Source organism: Adonisia turfae CCMR0081 (genome assembly GCF_011009555.1).
Classification (GTDB): domain Bacteria; phylum Cyanobacteriota; class Cyanobacteriia; order Phormidesmidales; family Phormidesmidaceae; genus Leptothoe; species Leptothoe turfae.
This window is the reverse complement of record NZ_QXHD01000004.1, coordinates 3,470,407-3,486,714: the sequence shown is the minus strand read 5'-3', so window position 1 is coordinate 3,486,714 and position 16,308 is coordinate 3,470,407. Positions and strand designations below refer to the sequence as shown.

Genomic DNA, 16,308 nt, shown 5'->3' with positions numbered 1-16,308 from the left:
TGAGGGGGTTGCCCCTTGTGAAAATAGCTCGGTGCCAGGGTCCTAATCTACAAAGCGCGTCTTGTTCTATGCAAGACGCGCTTTTTGCTTTTTTTAAAACTTGATGCAAATATCTTATAAATGATCTTACAGTTAGGATTTCAGGAACAACTTAAAGGGGATATGAAGATCCTGGAAAACTTATGTATAACTTGGCGCACATAGCTGTGTGAGATCGCACACTTAAACCACCAAGCTAAACCCTAGTGTAGGGAGCATGAAAACCAATGGGATACTTTGAAAAAATAGCAAACCAATATTTTGAAGAAGATCTCGAAGGCAATAAACTTTTCTATCGTCAAGGTATTTGGTTTTTAATCGAGAGCCGTTATTATATTGTTCCAGATGAAAATAAGGAACTAGAACTTCGACGGTTTCTAATTCTTTATCATCAAGTCTTAGCGATCGTTGTTTCCATTGCTTTGATTTTCTTCTGTATTTTTACGGACATAGATGACAATCTTCTCTTATTTTTTCCTGGTGTATTTATACTTTGTTTTCCGTTTCAAATCTGGCATTACCTTTCAACGGTCAGACTGATCAAGAATCTAGCTGTATCTAGTAAACAAAAAACACTCAAAGAGAAGCTTGGAAAACTGCCTGGACCACGCTATCTCAGTATAGCCCTCGGATGTTGGAGTGTATTTCTAGGGTTTTCAGCAGTCCTAACTGACATTAGTCAATGGGATTTCGGCGTAATGTTGATTCTTATGGGTGTTTATTTACTAGCTTATACTGGCTATCAGGTTAAGCTAAATGAAATATCTAATCCCAATAGGTCTAGTAATTTGAGGCAGTTATGGGTAGGAATGTTATTCTCATTTGCAGGATTCATATCTAGTATTATATTCGTTGTTTATCGACCCCATGCATGGCCAATGGGCCTAAGCCTGATTATCTCTTGTGGCTCTCTTTGTCTTTTTATTGGATATTGGATACAGATCAAAAACAGAACACATCGTTTTTATTTAAAGTGCTTATTAGCTTTGGGTGGTGCTCTGTCTCTAATTTATCCTTTCTCAGTTATTAACATCCCTTTCCTAGAGGGGAGAGGAGTCTTAAAATATGTTGGCCTTTATCCTAAACAACAGAATTGTGAATCTGGTAAGGCCCTTGGAAGGTATTTAAGCCGAGGTGGTTCCTTGAAGACTCAGGTGAGTACGAAAAATATTCATAAACAGCTTTATTTTCAAAACGTAGGTGCTCAACCAAAAGAGATTGCAACTAGGTCTATATTGGAGTGTGCACTCCAATATGGAGATCGTGAGGCAGCAGTGATTCTGCTCTCTCAGGGTATTGATCTTCATGCCCGAGCTACCATCGGTGGAAATTTTCAAGCAACCTGGCTCCATTTTGCCGTGGCTAGGAATGACATAGAGGTCATAGAAACTTTAATAGCTGAGGGAGTGGATATCAATACAGCCTCCGATAACTATGGCTCCTCACCCCTACAATGGGCCGTAATATTTGGCAGTGGTCGAGCCACCGCTGAACGTTTGATCAACCACGATAGCCAGATAGATCCAGGTATATTGAGCCATATCACCTATAGAACTAATCCTGAAGTTGTCGATTTTTTAGTTGACGAGGGTGCAGACATAAATTTTCGAGATCAATCAGGACTGACACCGCTCCATCGGGTAGCCAAATCTCATAACATTGAGCTATCAGAACGCTTACTCGCCCATGGTGCTAATGCCAATGCTAAAACCTCTCAAGGCTCTACTAAAGGCTCCACTCCGTTACATTTAGCCCTGAGCAGCTTTGAAATCAGAAAACCTTTATCGAAATCGCAACGCCGCCAGGTTGCCCAACGTCGGGCACAAGACTTTGCAAAATTCTTAGCAGTTTTCCTGGAGTATGGTGCTGATATTAATGCTCAAAAAGATAATGGAGCCACACTCGTACATACAGCTACTGCCTACACCAGCACAGATCGACTCCAGCAAATTTTGGACCATGGAGCTGACCCCAATATACCCAGGCATAGTGACACCTCCGAATTTGTGACTCCTTTGCAGCAGGCATTAGTAGGGACGTTATGGGAAAAAGCAGAGGTACTGATTAATGCAGGGGCAGATGTTAATATCCCAACTACAAGTGGTGACACCCCGCTAACAGTATTCAGAGCAAATCGCAATGCAAATCCATATCACCAAGCTCCATCATTTCACAGATTTTTTCGCAGAATGCGCTCAACCCAAAGAGTAGAAAACCTCCTATTAGAAAATGGAGCAAAGTAGCTGTCAAATAGAAGAAGATTAGATTGCCCCTACTGGTCTATTAGCCTTCTTCAACAAGTGCTCCACTACGGCAGGCAGTATTACCAGATCATAGGATAAAGCTAATGTCGAATTTGTATCAAAGCCTTTCATAGTTGAGGATAGCTTGCAAAGTACTCTGTCATGTTTTATCGAAATATTGTGAGCAAGTGACCTTTCTTCGAGAGTTAAGTAGGTGTGCAAAACCTCTTACAAAAGACTTTGACTGAATGGCCTGAATTTACGTAGCTATATAAATTGATCTAGCGGGACTGAGCAATAGTTTTTGATGATTCGAAATGGGCGCTAATTTATTTGTAGTAGGTTATAGCGAGAGCGGGGCGCTCTATTGACAGAGGTTGACGCTCTTTTTTGGCATAGTAGCCATAGGTAGACGTGAAAATTCTTTGCCGTTGGATATTACTTGGGGTGATTGAGCTCCTGGTGTGTCTTTTCTTGATAGCGACGATCGCACCTCAATTTCTAAACTCCAACTATCCTTTCTTGGGAGTATTGATCTGGTTAGTTGTGTTGGGTTTACTAAGTCTATCGGTGGGCGCTGTAATTATGCGCTGGATAGATGCCCGTATAGCTCGTCGGTTGTTTGTTCACCACTTTCCGGAGTATTACCAGTTAACTTGGATAGATTTTATCGGCACGACATCGCTTAACGTTCGTCGAGACATTGAGACATTTTCAATACTGAGTGTTGAACCTGATGCCTACCGTTTTCAGCTCTCCGCTTCGGATTTACTTAGGCAATATCAAAAATGAGATTCAAAACGTTTCTGAAATTAGTTGCTTCCTTAGGGGTGTTGGGAGCAGTAACATCAAGCTGTGGAGTTGTTCCAGGCACTAGTATAAGTACGGTAGAACCCGGCTATGCAGGTCTAAAGATTCGCCTCTATGGTGGTGACAAAGGTATTGAAAATGCCCGTTTAGTCAATGGCCGTGTTTGGTATAACGGCTATACGGAAAATGTGGTGGTATTTCCCACATTTATCAATACCTATCCATTTACACGGGATGCTACAGAGGGGTCTCCCAATGATGAATCGGTGATTTTTTCTGTAGGGGGTAGTCCTGTCTCAGCGGATGTAGGCGTGTCCTTTGGGTTTACAACTGAACAAGTTACTGAAGGGGCTCCTAAAACAAAGCTTCATGAGTTTTATGAAACCTATCGTAAGACTCCCAATGAGTTTCGTGCTAGTGAGTTACGTAATGGGTTGCGTAACTGTTTTGGCAAGTCTGCTGAAGACTTGCAGTTGACGCCCTCAATGCTGCCAACGAACCAGCAAAAGCTTGTAGATGCCGTACGTACCTGTACTCAAGAGCGTTTCCCATTTATTGTTGTACAGGATGTTTCTTTGTTGGGACCATTACGTTTACCTGAGGAGATTCAGGCCAGTATTGATGAACAGTTTGCAGCTCAGCAAGCGGCTCAAACGGCTGAGTTTAATCGTCGTAAGGTAGAGGCTGAAGCGGAGGCCAATGTGGCTCGTGCAAAGGGTGAATCCCAGGTACTTATTGAGGAGGCAAAAGCGGAGGCGGAAGCGAATCGTTTACGGGCTGGTTCAGTCACCCCCCAGCTATTGGAATTAGAGCGCCTACGTAACGAGCGGGCCCGTGTGCAGAAGTGGAATGGCCAGCAGGCCCCTGTGGTTCAGACGCCCAATGTGCAGCTAGGGGCTGCGCCCGCAGCTGACGGTCAATAACCTGTGTGAACAGAGATATTTTCAACCGAGATTGCCTACCGACGACACTGATAAATGGAGCATCAACTTTAGCCAGGAAATTTTAGCGAGGTGGAGAATCGGGCGTCAGGATCTGGCACCACACTGGCTCCCGATTCCTGATGCCTGACCACTTTTGCTAGGGAGATCAGTTGAGTTTTACGCCAATGGGCATCTGCTTTGCGATTGGTGCGAACTTCTAGGACCTGTAAGGGTGGATAGTTGTTAATGGCAAGATTTTTGATGTATTGAATCAGCTGTTCCCAAGTATTGATAAGCGTGTGCTGAACGCCATAGGCACAACACAGGTTTGCGATATCAACTGTTTGGGGGGCGGCGAAGTACTGCTCAAAGGGAGGTTCAAAATCGGCAATGGGGAGCATTTCAAAGATGCCTCCGCCTTGATTATTAATCAGGATAACGGTGAGCGATCCGTTTATGTGGCGAGCGTTTAACAGGCCGTTAGTGTCGTGGAGAAAGGCGAGATCGCCAGTGAGTAAGAGACTATTTTGGTTGTTATGGGCAATACCCATGGCAGTGGATAGGGTACCGTCGATGCCATTTGCCCCGCGGCTAAAGTAGGGTTGAATATGGCGATCGTTGGGTTGCCAAAAGGATTCCATATCGCGGATAGGCATGCTATTGGCGATGATCAGGGGTGTCCCTTCTGGCAGATACTGGGATAGTATCCAGGAGATTTTTCCTTCAAAGGGCGTTTGAATTGTTTGGAGTGTTTGAGAGATATGTTGTTCGAGGGTGCGATCGCAATTAATCCATGTTTGGCAATATTGGTTAGTTTGGCTGTCACACTTTTCAGCGTACTTCGCCGTAGCAATTAATTCTCCTAAACACTCTACGGAAATTTCCAGCCGTTGGGTTCTACCGTGAAGAGGATCCACATTTAGGGCATAAGGCGATACCTGATAAGTGTAAGGCTGTTGTTGCCGTAGCCATTGACGTAACACTTTACTGGTTGGCAAGGGGCCTAGCTGGATAACTTTTTCAGGGATTAGCTTCTCCCCATGATGGCGCAACAAAGTATCATAGGTACTAACCAGGTAAGGATTTAGGGATTGGTAGTTACGCAGGGGAGAAAGACTCTCTGCAAGCACTGGCCAACCGAGTGTCTGAGATAACTGAGCAACGGCACGGCAGTAGGCTTCAGGATTTTGTGGCAGTGCTGGTCCAGCAACAATGATGCCCCGATTGTTGTTAACCCAACTGTCTAACAATGTTTTGGGAAGAACATTGGTCGTAACCTGTCCCAGGATAGGAGGTGAAACAGCTTCAAAAAAGCTGTTTTCCTCAATATTGAGGTCTAGGGTTTCACTTAAGGGAGCAAGGGGATTTTGAAAGGGACAGTTGAGCTGGATTGGACCTGGAATAGGGTATAACACCTTCACCCACGTTTGAACTATGGTTTGCCGAGCATAGTTCAGGAGACCGATGTTGGGGATAGCCATTTCGGTATAGCTATTAACAAAATCACCAAATAATTTTTGCTGATCAATAGTTTGCCCTGATGCACAGGCACGCATTTCTGGAGGGCGATCGGCAGTCAACAGGATTAAAGGAACATGACTTTCTTTGGCTTCAATTACGGCAGGATAAAAGTTCGCGCCGGCTGTTCCTGATGTACATACGAGGGCCACAGGTTGGTGCGATCGCTTAGCACGGCCCAGGGCAAAGAAGGATGCCGAACGCTCGTCTAGAATTGGCAGAGTTTCGATTTTAGGATGGCGAACCAATGCGACGGTCAGTGGTGTAGAGCGAGAGCCTGGACAAATAATCGCGGTGGTTAACCCAAGTCGACTAAGGGTTTCTACAATGACCGATGCCCACAGGGTGTTTGTATTACGATAGTCTAATGTATTCACACCAAAGCCCCTAGCAGTGCTTGTAATTTAAGCTTAACTTCGGCTAGTTCACTACGCGGACTTGACTGTGAAACAATTCCAGCTCCTGCAAATAATCTTGCCTGGCGACCTTGAATTAAAGCAGAACGAATACCCACAACAAATTCACTGTTGCCTTTTGCATCAATCCAGCCAATGGGAGATGCATAAAGCCCTCGATCAAAGGATTCTGTTGTCTTGAGTAGTTGACTGGCACTAGGTCTAGGTAACCCGGCTACAGCAGGAGTAGGATGTAGTGTTTTAACTAAAGTTAGGGGTTTAATATCATGGGGGAGAGATGCCTGGATGGGAGTGTGTAAATGTTGAATGTTGGCTAAGCGGAGTATTTCTGGAGAGACTGCAAACTGAGGATTCAGGCCTAATTTGATTAGTTGCTCTATAATAAATTCGACAACAACCTGATGTTCATAACGCTCCTTCGGGTTGTTGAGCAATTGTTCAGCGATGAGCTGATCACTGTTAAGAGTGTCTCCTCGAGGTGCAGAACCTGCTAGGGCATCAGTTGTCAGCTGTTTACCGTTCACTGATGTCGTGATACTCAATAATCTTTCTGGGCTGGCACCTATAAAAACGGGCCCTTCGCCGTTGCTGAATGAAAAGATGCAGCAATCACTATAGGCTATACCTAAGGTTTTCAGAGAGGCTGGGATATTAAAAGGACTGGCTGATAATACATCTAAAGCATCAGCAAGGACTACTTTGTGGAGCGTAGATCGTTTCAGGGCAGGGAGTACACTGCCCACCATCTGTTCGAAGTTGCCTACATCTCTGATCACCTTTGGGGTTTGTAAGGTCCTAGAGGACGTTGTGAAGGTTGTATGGGAAGTCTTTTCTGCTGCTGTTTCAATTGCCTGGATCTGTTGTCTAATGTCATCAACTACACGAGTGATATTGACAGCATCGTCGATGAGATAGTTTAAGCTGGCGGTTGTTTGTCCATTACGCTGAAGAATTTGTATCTGTGGGACGAATACCTGAGCTGGATCAAAGAGACCATGGGCTTGCTCAAAAAAGGTAAATCCACAAAGGAAATAGGGTTGAATAATCGGCCCACTCTGGTTTGATGAAAGAATGCGACGTTTCCAGACGTCTACAAACTGTTGCATACGCTCAAACCGATCAGGCCCAGCAGCTTGCTGAGCAACAGTTATGCCTAATCCTAGAAGGGTATATTGAGGGGTGGAGTAGTAAAAATGTATTGGGTATGTTTTTTCTAGCTGTTGTAGAACTAGCCACGGTTCAATGGAGCTAATGGGAACTGTAAAGTTAGCTAGCTTCGCATGCTGACTATAGGTTGCTTGTCGCTGGCAATCTGACAAGAAGCCATAAATTTCTTTACACCTTTTGAATAGATCAGACTGATACGGCGCAACGGTCATAAATTAATATTGAACAGTGTAATTTTAAGGGAATGAAATATTTCTACAGGTAACATATTTTTAGGCGCATGGGCTAGCTTGCCAATTGACATGTAAAGAGTCATGAATCCTTGTGAGGAATACTAGCCAAGCATTGAATTTAGTGCTTCTACCCTAAGGGGAAACCTTTGTAGGCTTAGGTCTCTGGAAAACTTTGCGTTTCAATAGATTGCTTGTTGCTATGCATATCTCCAAAGGAGAGGCTGCACCAATAGCAGTTTGCTGCGCACATAGTTATAAGCAATAGCAAAACGTGCTACGTACATGAAGATAGGGATGCAGCTCAATAATCAATGACTCTCGTTTCTAGGCAATGGGAATTTCATCTTTTGGTCGGCCAAGAGATGCTGGAAGAGAGTTGAGATGTTAAAGCATACTCCTTTTCTTAGAAAAGTGCTTAGCAGGTAAGAAAATCAGAGCTTTGGTAAGAGTCTCGACTGATCCTTAAGACTCTCGGTGTTAGCTTCTAATGCAAGATTAGTAATGGTTGCCGGATTTGCGATGGTGAACAGCCGTCTTAGCATTGTTGTCGAGGACCTGGCCGCTATCAATTGTGGCATAGACAACCCAGTGGTCTCCACAGTCCATACGATGTTTGACGGTACATTCTAGATACGCGATCGCATCTTTGAGAATGTAAGCGCCATTATCGGCAACTTCAATATCAATACCCTCAAAGCGGTTTTCACCGGGGGTGAAGGACTTGAGAAATTGTTTCATGGGACCTAGATGCTTGCCTTCACCCAAGATATTGAGCACAAAAGGATTGCCTGGATAGATCAATGTTTCGATGGCGCGCTCCTTGGCGACAGCAACGGTGAAACCAGGCGGTGTAAATGTCGCTTGGGCGACCCATGAAGCCAGCATGGCGCTGGCAACTTCACTTTGTTTAGCCGTCATGACACATAGGGAGCCGACTAACCTACCAACGGCCTTTTCAACGTTGCTTGCGGGGGTACGGGGTGCTTTTGCACGTTTTGCTTTTTTCAAAGCTTGGGCAAAGTCGGTACCCGCTTCTTCGCAATACTTGAGGGTGACTTCGTCCGGTTTAAATTTGACACGGATGGGATCAAAGCCAAAACTATAGCCGCCATCCCGCAATTTACTTTCGAGGAGGTCGATGGCTTCGCCACTCCAGCCGTAGGAGCCAAATACACCGGCTAGTTTATTTTTAGAGGCCGTAGAGAGCAGCAAACCCAGTGCTGTTTGAATTTGGGTCGGTGCATGACCACCGAGGGTGGGAGAACCAATGATAAACCCGGCACAGGTTTCGGCTGCGGTTTTGATGTCACTTTGGGGAGCCTGTTCAGCATTGATAGATTCAACTGCGACACCCGCCTTAGTGATGCCTCGGGCAATGGCTTGACCAATGGTGGCAGTGTTACCGTAGGCCGACGCATAAATTAAAGCAACACTAAGGGTTTGTTGCTTTTGCTGGGCACACCATTGTTGATACTGGTGGGTGAGTTCATGGATGCCATACTTCACCATGGGGCCATGACCAGCTCCATAAAGGTGGGCTGGAAACTCACTAAGCTTTTCCAGAGCGGTGGCAACCTGTTTAGCGTTAGGGGCCATCACTGTATCAAAGTAGTAACGACGATCGTTTAACAAATCTTCCCAGCGGAGATCGTAGGCGTCATCATTACAAATATGGGCGCTAAAAAATTTATCGGTATAAAGGGTGCAACTGGCAGGATCGTAGGTAGTCAGTCCGTCAGGCCAACGGGGGGTGGGCACTGGCATAAATTGCAGCTTATGGTCCTGACCGAGATCGAGAACCTCGTCGGCATTCTTGATAACAAATAAAGGGTTTTGTAGGGACAGCTCCGCTGCTTTGATGGCGATCGCACCTGGATTAGAACAAACAATTGTTACCTGGGGGGCTTCATTAACCAGGTGTTGTAAGGTTTCCAATCGGTTGGGATTAATGTGACCCAGGATAATGTAATCAAGTTGGTCGAGGGCAACGTGCGATCGCAACGCGTCTAAAAAGATAGTGGTAAATGAGCCCCCCGGAGGATCGATTAATGCGATTTGATCAGCATTAATCAAATAAGAGTTAGCCGTTGTTCCCTTTTCGAGCGCATACTCAATTTCAAAACGCAGTCGATTCCAACTGCGGGAGCGCAGGGCCAGTGTATTTGTTGCGATGGGCAATACCTGAACATCTCTCTGCTTGGTCTCGGTCATAGTACGCCTCGCTATCCCCAGTGATGAGTCTGAGGGACTAATCAACTCATCAGTAAATGATTCTTAATCTATCTTAAAGGTATCTACCACTCACCACTATTGATTCCTTTAATAGCAATCTGCCTTAAGTTACATGATAGTTATCATCTGCCCCTATAGAGCGACTCCATGAAGCAACCTCAAGCCATTAATCATCCTGAGTTGGGGCAGCAGCGTTTCTGGTACTGGCGAGGATGGCGTATTCGCTATACCTACATTCGCCCCCATGAACTGGAGGCCCAACAGCGGACGCCGATGCTATTGGTTCACGGCTTTGGGGCCAATTTGGAACAGTGGCGATCCAATTTACAGCTATGGGGCCAACAGCGACCGATATACGCTCTGGACCTTCTAGGATTTGGTCATTCCCAGAAGGCGGCAGCGGTTCTAGGGGCGGAGGTGTGGCAGGAGCAAGTCTACGATTTTTGGCAAATGCTCATGGGGCAACCCGTAATTTTGATGGGACATTCCCTGGGAGCTTTGGTGGCTCTGACGGCAGCTGCTCGGCATCCAGACATGGTAGAGAGGCTGATTTTGCTCACACTGCCACTGGCCCGTCAGGAACTCGTATCTGGGTGGGCAGACCGTCTATCACGGGGCGTGGAGGGGCTATTTTCAACGCCATTACTATTGCGTCCTTTATTTGCACTAGTGCGTCAGCCTTATTTTATTCGCCGGGTGCTCACTAACATTTATCAGCAGCCTGAGCGAGTAGATGATGAACTTGTGGAGATATTTACGCGACCTACCTTGGAACGCGGTGCAGCCCGTACACTTTGTTACTTAGTGAAATCTCGCACTAAAGCAGAGTTTAGTGATGTTACCGCTGATTTAATTCAGCAGGTAGCTGCCCCAATTCTCCTGCTATGGGGTTCGAAGGATAATATCTTACCGACGGCGTGGGCGAAGCAAATCCTGGCGGCAAATCCAGACATCAGCTATCGAGCCATTGATGATGTTGGCCACTGCTTGTATGACGAGGTGCCTGAAGTCCTTGATAGGACCATCCAGGCCTGGTTCAATCATTTGGCGGATGTGGAGGCTAATTAAAGCGGGAACGCAGGCCCCGTGCTCGGTCGGTTTTTCATATGCTGACGTTGGCGTAGTCGACGAATAGCGGCTGCTCGGCGTTGAATTGGCGATTTATTTTGATCCAACTCGATGACGTTTTCTTTGTTGGATACTTCTTGTGTCTTGGGTACGCGATTGAGGCAGAGTTCTAAATTGCTGTAGTGGGCATCTAATTGGAGGGCACGCTGCACTTCATCAATGCGTTTGAATCGCTCTGATAAGTCAGTGGTCAGCATTTTAGCCAGTAATCGTTCAAAGGATGTACTGATGTTGACAGAGCGCTGCCAGCTGATTTCTTGGGTATTGGGATCGATGTCAAATTCTAAAGGTGATTTACCTGTCAGTAGATATAAACAAGTAACACCTAGGGCATAAATATCGCTGCTATAGGTGGGACGTAGTGCCAATTGCTCAGGTGGAGCAAACCCCATGGTGCCCACAAAATGTGTCGTAGGACTCGCGGCATGGTCCCCAGGGTCATCATCATAATGAAGACATTCACGTACGGCCCCAAAGTCTAGCAGTACCAAACGATTGTCATCTCTACTGCGAATGATATTAGGGGGTTTGATATCCCGATGGATCACTCGATTTCGATGGATGTAGCGGATTGCTGGCAGCACTTCGATGAGGAACTGCTTAACGGCAGGTTCCTTTTGAGCACCGTTTTTGCGAACTTCGCGACTCAGGGTATCTCCATGCACATACTCTTGTACTAGAAAAAACTCCCCCTTAAAGGTGAAGTAATCCAGCAGCATTGGTAATTGAGAATGGCTGCCTAACCGTCCGAGAATTCTAGCCTCACGGCGAAATCGTTGCTTAGCTCGCTCTAGGGCAATGGGATGGCTGACTTTTGGAAATAGCTGTTTGATCACACAGAGTGGTGAACCTGGCAGCATGCGATCGCGCGCTAGATGGGTGACCCCAAAACCACCGCGCCCCAAAATGCGCACAACCTCATAACGCTCCCGAAAAAGCTGACCTGAATCACACAGCTTTTTACTAAGGCGAGGATCTTGACGACCTGGGGAATTGGATTCAGACATGAGCGAAATGAAGCGGACGATTACTAGCCGCGGTTAAGAAGGGCTCAATTGGATAAACCATGATGCTAGCAATAGTCTCTCATCAATTGAGTGTCCGCAGTCACGGTCATTGATAATAATTATTATGGCCTATTGGTTGAAGGATTGTAATCGGTGGGTTGGCTATCTACGTCAAAACTTAGCGGGTTTGCGTAGCTTTGGGTAACCAAAATTCAAATGTGCTGCCCCGATTGACTTCACTACTGACATAAATTTCGCCACCCTGTAGTTCGACTAGACGTTTGCAGATGGCGAGGCCAATACCGGTACCACCAGAACCACGACTGCGGGAGCGGTCGGCGCGCCAAAAACGTTCAAAAACATGGGGTAAATCAGCAGCAGCGATGCCTATGCCAGTATCCTGGACCGCGAGCCAAACCTGACTTTCATTTTGCCAGGTTTTGACAGTAATTTGCCCAATTTCGGTATATTTCAGAGCATTGCTCAGTAAATTAACGAGAACCTGTTCGGTACGGGCGGGGTCAGCTTCAACGGCGGGTAAATCAGGAGTCGTATCTACGACAATTTGCGGTTTGTCTGATGCTAGCTGCTGATCGAGGAAACGCTGGGTGACCTGCTCCGTCAGGGCTGTCAGATCGGTGGATTGCCGTTGAATGGGTAGATACCCTGCCTCTAGTTTCGAGAGTTCTTGTAAATCTTCGACGAGACGTTGCAGACGTTGGGTTTCACCCATGAGCTTTGCATAGGTTTTAGGGGTGGCAGGCAATTTTTGATCGCTCAGGGCTTCCAGGTAGCCCCGGAGGATGGTGAGCGGTGTCCGCAATTCATGGGATAAATCGCTGACTAAGTCCCGTCGCTGTTGCTCTACTTGTTCCAGTTCGCTAGCCATGCGGTTAAAGCTATGGCCAAGCTGATGGAGTTCTGGGATATCGGATGGAGGAACGCGGGCTGCCCAGTCTCCAGCGGCAAATCGTTGGGTAATTCCCTCCATCCGCGTCAGTGGACGAATAATACGTCGCGATAGCAAATAACTAATACCACCAGCGGCTCCTCCTCCTAAGAGAACTGACCAGACCATCCCCCGAGCCCAAGCATCGGTGAAACTTTCTAAAATTTGGCCGCGCACCTGCTGAATACGAATCCCCCGGCCTTCTAAACGCTCAAGCGTCACCACAAAGTATCGGGGAGTGGACAGACGGCTGACACCGGCCAAAGCGATGATTGCAACTGCCATGACAATCAGGTGGGACAGCAGCAATCTGGTGCGTAAGCTAATGTTTGTTGGGACTTTGGCCATGGACTAAAGGCTATGGGGAATTTTGGGTTTTGAATTTTGAATTGAGCCTTGAACTCAAAACTTAAAATTCAAAATTAAGAACGTTGATGGTTATCTTCAAACCGGTAACCGACACCGACAACGGTTTTGATGAATGTAGGCTGAGCCGGGTTCGGTTCAATTTTTTTACGGAGACGGGCAATGTGGGTATCGACTACCCGCTCATCGCCAAAAAAATTGTCTCCCCAGAGCTTTTCGATGAGTTGTGATCGGTTCCAAACGCGACCAGGGTAGCTCAAAAATGTGGCGAGCAAGTCAAACTCTAGCGGTGTGAGGTCAAGGGCAATGGAGTCTGAAGTTTGCTCTGAATCTTGGTACAGTGCAGAGCGCTGATCAAAGTCAATGGCAAAGTGGGCGGTTCGATAGGTGTGGCTGGCAGGTGCCCCACGCAGACTACGGCGTAATAAGGCTCTTACCCGCGCAACTAACTCGCGGGGACTAAAGGGTTTGACCATGTAGTCATCGGCTCCGGTGGATAGGCCGATGATGCGATCCAACTCTTCCCCTTTGGCTGTCAACATTAAGATGTAGGGATCTTTGGTGCCAGGTGTTTGACGGATGCGGGCGCATACTTCTAGGCCGTCTAATCCGGGAATCATTAAATCCAAGATGATTAGGTCTGGTTGAAAAATAGGGAAACGTTCAAGGGCCGCTGTGCCGCTGCTACAGATTTCGGTGGTGAAGCTCTCATTGGTTAAGTACAGCTGAATCAGGTCAGCTATGTCAGTTTCGTCTTCAACGATTAGAACGTTCATGGGGTAATCGATGGAGCCATCAATGATATTAGGATTCTACAAATGGATGCTGAACAAAGAAGAAAAGGGCTTGCGAAAACGTAAACAATAGGCCACTATTCAATAGCTTTAATACCCCCTTGCCCCTCTGAGCCCAAGGAAATTATGGGGGTAAGCTAAGGCCTAATGATTGCATCATAGATGCGTTGTGAATAGTTGTTTATTAGGGCACTTGTCCTGTTGGTTAACTTTGTGGAGGCGTAGAGCATGAGTCTAGCGTCGGCGTTTACTCTAAGTCGCCTATCGGCTGATTTGACTTACGATTTAAGTCGCTCACCGGAGGTCCCTGAAGCAGTTGCGATACAGTGTGCTGTTAGCCGAGGCAAGCTTATGGTGCTGGTGGAAAGCCCTAATGTGGACACAGTGCCTGTCAACTATGTCTTTGCGGAGGTAGAAACCTCGATCCGCCATCGGTTGGAGATTGATGGGTTGCCTGTTGAAGCAGAGCATCTGGGTGCAACGGGAGACCCCATTCCAATTAAAGTCTATTTAAAGCAGCCATTTATGGCGAAACCCATTGCGGTGCATCGGTTTAATTGGCTCTTGCAAGATAGTTCAGGTCCCATATTGTTGGATGATGTGGTGCTTGACGATCAGGTGTTTGAACCTTTGTTGAACAATCAGCCGGAAATAGCTTCTGAGAGCCTGTTTGAGGAGGATGACGGAGAGGATGAGGCAACGGGTGATCTATCAGAGGAAGAGTTTTTATCTGGAGAAGAATTATTATTTGGTGAAGAACTGCCCCCCATGGAGGGGGACCTGCCGGTCGATGAGCCATCAGTCGATGAACTCTTAAATTTGGATGGGTTTTACGAGAAGTCTCCAGAAGATATCTCAGAGGATGTGGGAGAAGCGGCGTCAGTCGCTGTGAATGAAACACCTGAGACTGTTGCGGATGCGCCTGCGGTGAGTCGTGGTTTGATGGCGGCGGGTATTGGCATGGCAGCTGTATTTGGCGCTTTGGGGTACGGGTTAAGTCGACCCTGTGTGATGGCTGGATGCGATCGCATCCAGCAAGCCCAAGCCTTAGGAGATGCTGCCTTAATCGCTTTGCAGGATCAGCCGACTCCGCAAACTGTACTGGATATGGGGGACCAGCTGAATACCGCTGTGAATACCCTCAAGCCAATTCCCCCATGGTCAAGGCATCATGCCAGTGCGCAAGCGTTATTGGATGACTATCAGGGTGAGGCTGACCTGCTTAATGCAGTGGCTGCCGCCCAGGAAAATGCCCTGACCGCTGCCAAGGAAAGTCAAAATCCACCCCACCCCATTGCCCATTGGGAAAGCATTGCAGAACGCTGGCGTGCAACCATTGCCCAGCTAGAGGAGATTCCTGCCGGAAGCCCTATCTATGAGGTGTTTGTTTCACCAAAGTTGCAGGAATACCGCAATAACTTAACTACGATTGAAGGACGGGTGACGTCGGAGCAGCAGGCAGAAGAAAACTTGAATCAGGCACAGCTGACGGCCTCTTTAGCTAAGGACCAAGCGGAAATTGCCAATACAATGTCTGCTTGGAAAACGGCGTTAGACTCTTGGAATAAATCTGTTAAACAACTAAAACAGATTCCCAGAGGCACCATGGCCCATGGGGAGGCGAATGAGCTGTTAACTAATTATGAGACTGATTTAGCCAAGGTGCGTACCCGCTATCAACAGGAGCAGGCTGCCGACCAGTTTTACAACGAAGCTGTGCGCTATGCAGCTACGGCCCGTCAATATGAATCAGAGGAACAGTGGACCCTCGCTATGCTGGGCTGGCGCGATGCGATTACCCAGGTTAAGGGGGTGCCGGTGGGCACGTCACGCTATGCCGATGGTCAGACCCTTTTAAAAAACTATGAACCGGCGCTGTCTCAGGCTCAGGAAAATCTGCGTTTAGCCCTTCGATTCGATAAGGCTAAAGAGGATTTCTCTAGTATTTGTAAGCCCACGTTTTGTCAGTTTGGGATGAAGCGGGGGGCAGTACAGCTCAAATTAGCCAAAGATTATGATGCATTGGCAGATTTCTCCATTGCCGATCCGAATAATCGTGTGAGTGTACCGGCCTCTGATCAGATGATTGTTGAAGTCAACCAGCTGTTGCAAGAGGTGATCAATATTGGCAAGCGCACCCAGCTACCGATTGAACTGTATGGTGCCGACGGCGGTTTTATCGCTCGGTTTAGCCCTGAGTTAGAAGGCTATGTCAAAACGTTAGTGGTGAAATAAGACTTACACTGCTTCATCTAACCAGGGTGTTTCCAGGGGTAACACCTGAGCCTGTTCTGAAGGCATCGCTTGACGGAAGGACTGATAATAATCCTTGCAAGACTCTTCAAAGGCAGTGCGCAGGGTAACCAGGGGCTGCTCGTCATGGTCGACCCGCAGATCAAGATGAGGGTAGCGGTCTCGATCTATAACGTACATTGCCGCAAATTGTCGTCACCTGAGTATACCCGTTGCCGAGCAAGTACAGA

The 16,308-nt window shown here is 47.0% G+C and carries 12 protein-coding genes; 5 read left to right on the top strand and 7 right to left on the bottom strand.

Annotated elements, in window-relative coordinates; translation table 11 throughout:
- Positions 1–266 precede the first annotated feature (266 nt).
- The 3 genes from DXZ20_RS19350 (at position 267) to DXZ20_RS19340 (ending at position 4,015) form a co-directional block, all read left to right on the top strand.
- Entirely contained in the window at positions 267–2,282 is a 2,016-nt protein-coding gene (locus tag DXZ20_RS19350; protein WP_163699924.1) for an ankyrin repeat domain-containing protein, read from the top strand.
- A 414-nt stretch (positions 2,283–2,696) separates the two neighbouring features.
- Positions 2,697–3,074, top strand: coding sequence for a hypothetical protein (locus tag DXZ20_RS19345; protein ID WP_163659098.1), 378 nt, complete (start codon positions 2,697–2,699; stop codon positions 3,072–3,074).
- Positions 3,071–4,015 (top strand): SPFH domain-containing protein, encoded by a 945-nt coding sequence (locus tag DXZ20_RS19340; protein WP_163659097.1) that lies wholly within the window; start codon positions 3,071–3,073, stop codon positions 4,013–4,015. Before DXZ20_RS19345 ends, DXZ20_RS19340 begins: the two co-directional genes overlap by 4 nt.
- A 68-nt stretch (positions 4,016–4,083) precedes the next feature.
- Here the strand turns inward: DXZ20_RS19340 and menD are convergent, their stop codons facing one another.
- The 3 genes from menD to DXZ20_RS19325 form a co-directional block, all read right to left on the bottom strand.
- Positions 4,084–5,910 carry a 2-succinyl-5-enolpyruvyl-6-hydroxy-3-cyclohexene-1-carboxylic-acid synthase gene (gene menD, locus DXZ20_RS19335; protein ID WP_163659096.1) on the bottom strand — a complete coding sequence of 609 codons (1,827 nt, stop codon included), beginning with the start codon at positions 5,908–5,910 and terminating at the stop codon, positions 4,084–4,086.
- On the bottom strand, positions 5,907–7,328 hold the full coding sequence (locus tag DXZ20_RS19330) for an isochorismate synthase (protein ID WP_163659095.1): 1,422 nt from the start codon (positions 7,326–7,328) through the stop codon (positions 5,907–5,909). Before DXZ20_RS19330 ends, menD begins: the two co-directional genes overlap by 4 nt.
- A 516-nt stretch (positions 7,329–7,844) precedes the next feature.
- Positions 7,845–9,560: a diflavin flavoprotein gene (locus DXZ20_RS19325; protein WP_163659094.1), complete on the bottom strand. Its 1,716-nt coding sequence runs from the start codon at positions 9,558–9,560 to the stop codon at positions 7,845–7,847.
- Positions 9,561–9,728: 168 nt separating this feature from the next.
- Here DXZ20_RS19325 and DXZ20_RS19320 point away from each other — a divergent pair, with 168 nt between their 5' ends.
- Positions 9,729–10,649, top strand: a complete 921-nt coding sequence (locus DXZ20_RS19320; RefSeq protein ID WP_163699922.1) for an alpha/beta fold hydrolase — start codon at positions 9,729–9,731, stop codon at positions 10,647–10,649.
- Here the strand turns inward: DXZ20_RS19320 and DXZ20_RS19315 are convergent.
- The 3 genes from DXZ20_RS19315 to DXZ20_RS19305 all read right to left on the bottom strand — a co-directional run bounded on the left by DXZ20_RS19315 (position 10,646) and on the right by DXZ20_RS19305 (position 13,807).
- Complete coding sequence (locus DXZ20_RS19315) at positions 10,646–11,716, bottom strand: serine/threonine-protein kinase (protein ID WP_163659092.1); 1,071 nt, start codon at positions 11,714–11,716, stop codon at positions 10,646–10,648. The genes DXZ20_RS19320 and DXZ20_RS19315 overlap by 4 nt on opposite strands.
- Positions 11,717–11,894: 178 nt before the next feature.
- Positions 11,895–13,013, bottom strand: a complete 1,119-nt coding sequence (locus DXZ20_RS19310) for a sensor histidine kinase (RefSeq protein WP_163659091.1) — start codon at positions 13,011–13,013, stop codon at positions 11,895–11,897.
- Positions 13,014–13,087: 74 nt separating this feature from the next.
- Entirely contained in the window at positions 13,088–13,807 is a 720-nt protein-coding gene (locus tag DXZ20_RS19305) for a response regulator transcription factor (protein WP_163659090.1), read from the bottom strand.
- A gap of 246 nt (positions 13,808–14,053) precedes the next feature.
- Between DXZ20_RS19305 and DXZ20_RS19300 the strand changes: the two genes are divergently transcribed.
- Positions 14,054–16,060, top strand: coding sequence for a hypothetical protein (locus tag DXZ20_RS19300; protein ID WP_163659089.1), 2,007 nt, complete (start codon positions 14,054–14,056; stop codon positions 16,058–16,060).
- A gap of 3 nt (positions 16,061–16,063) precedes the next feature.
- Here DXZ20_RS19300 and DXZ20_RS19295 read toward each other — a convergent pair whose 3' ends face one another.
- Positions 16,064–16,258, bottom strand: coding sequence for a hypothetical protein (locus DXZ20_RS19295; protein ID WP_163659088.1), 195 nt, complete (start codon positions 16,256–16,258; stop codon positions 16,064–16,066).
- Positions 16,259–16,308: the final 50 nt, after the last annotated feature.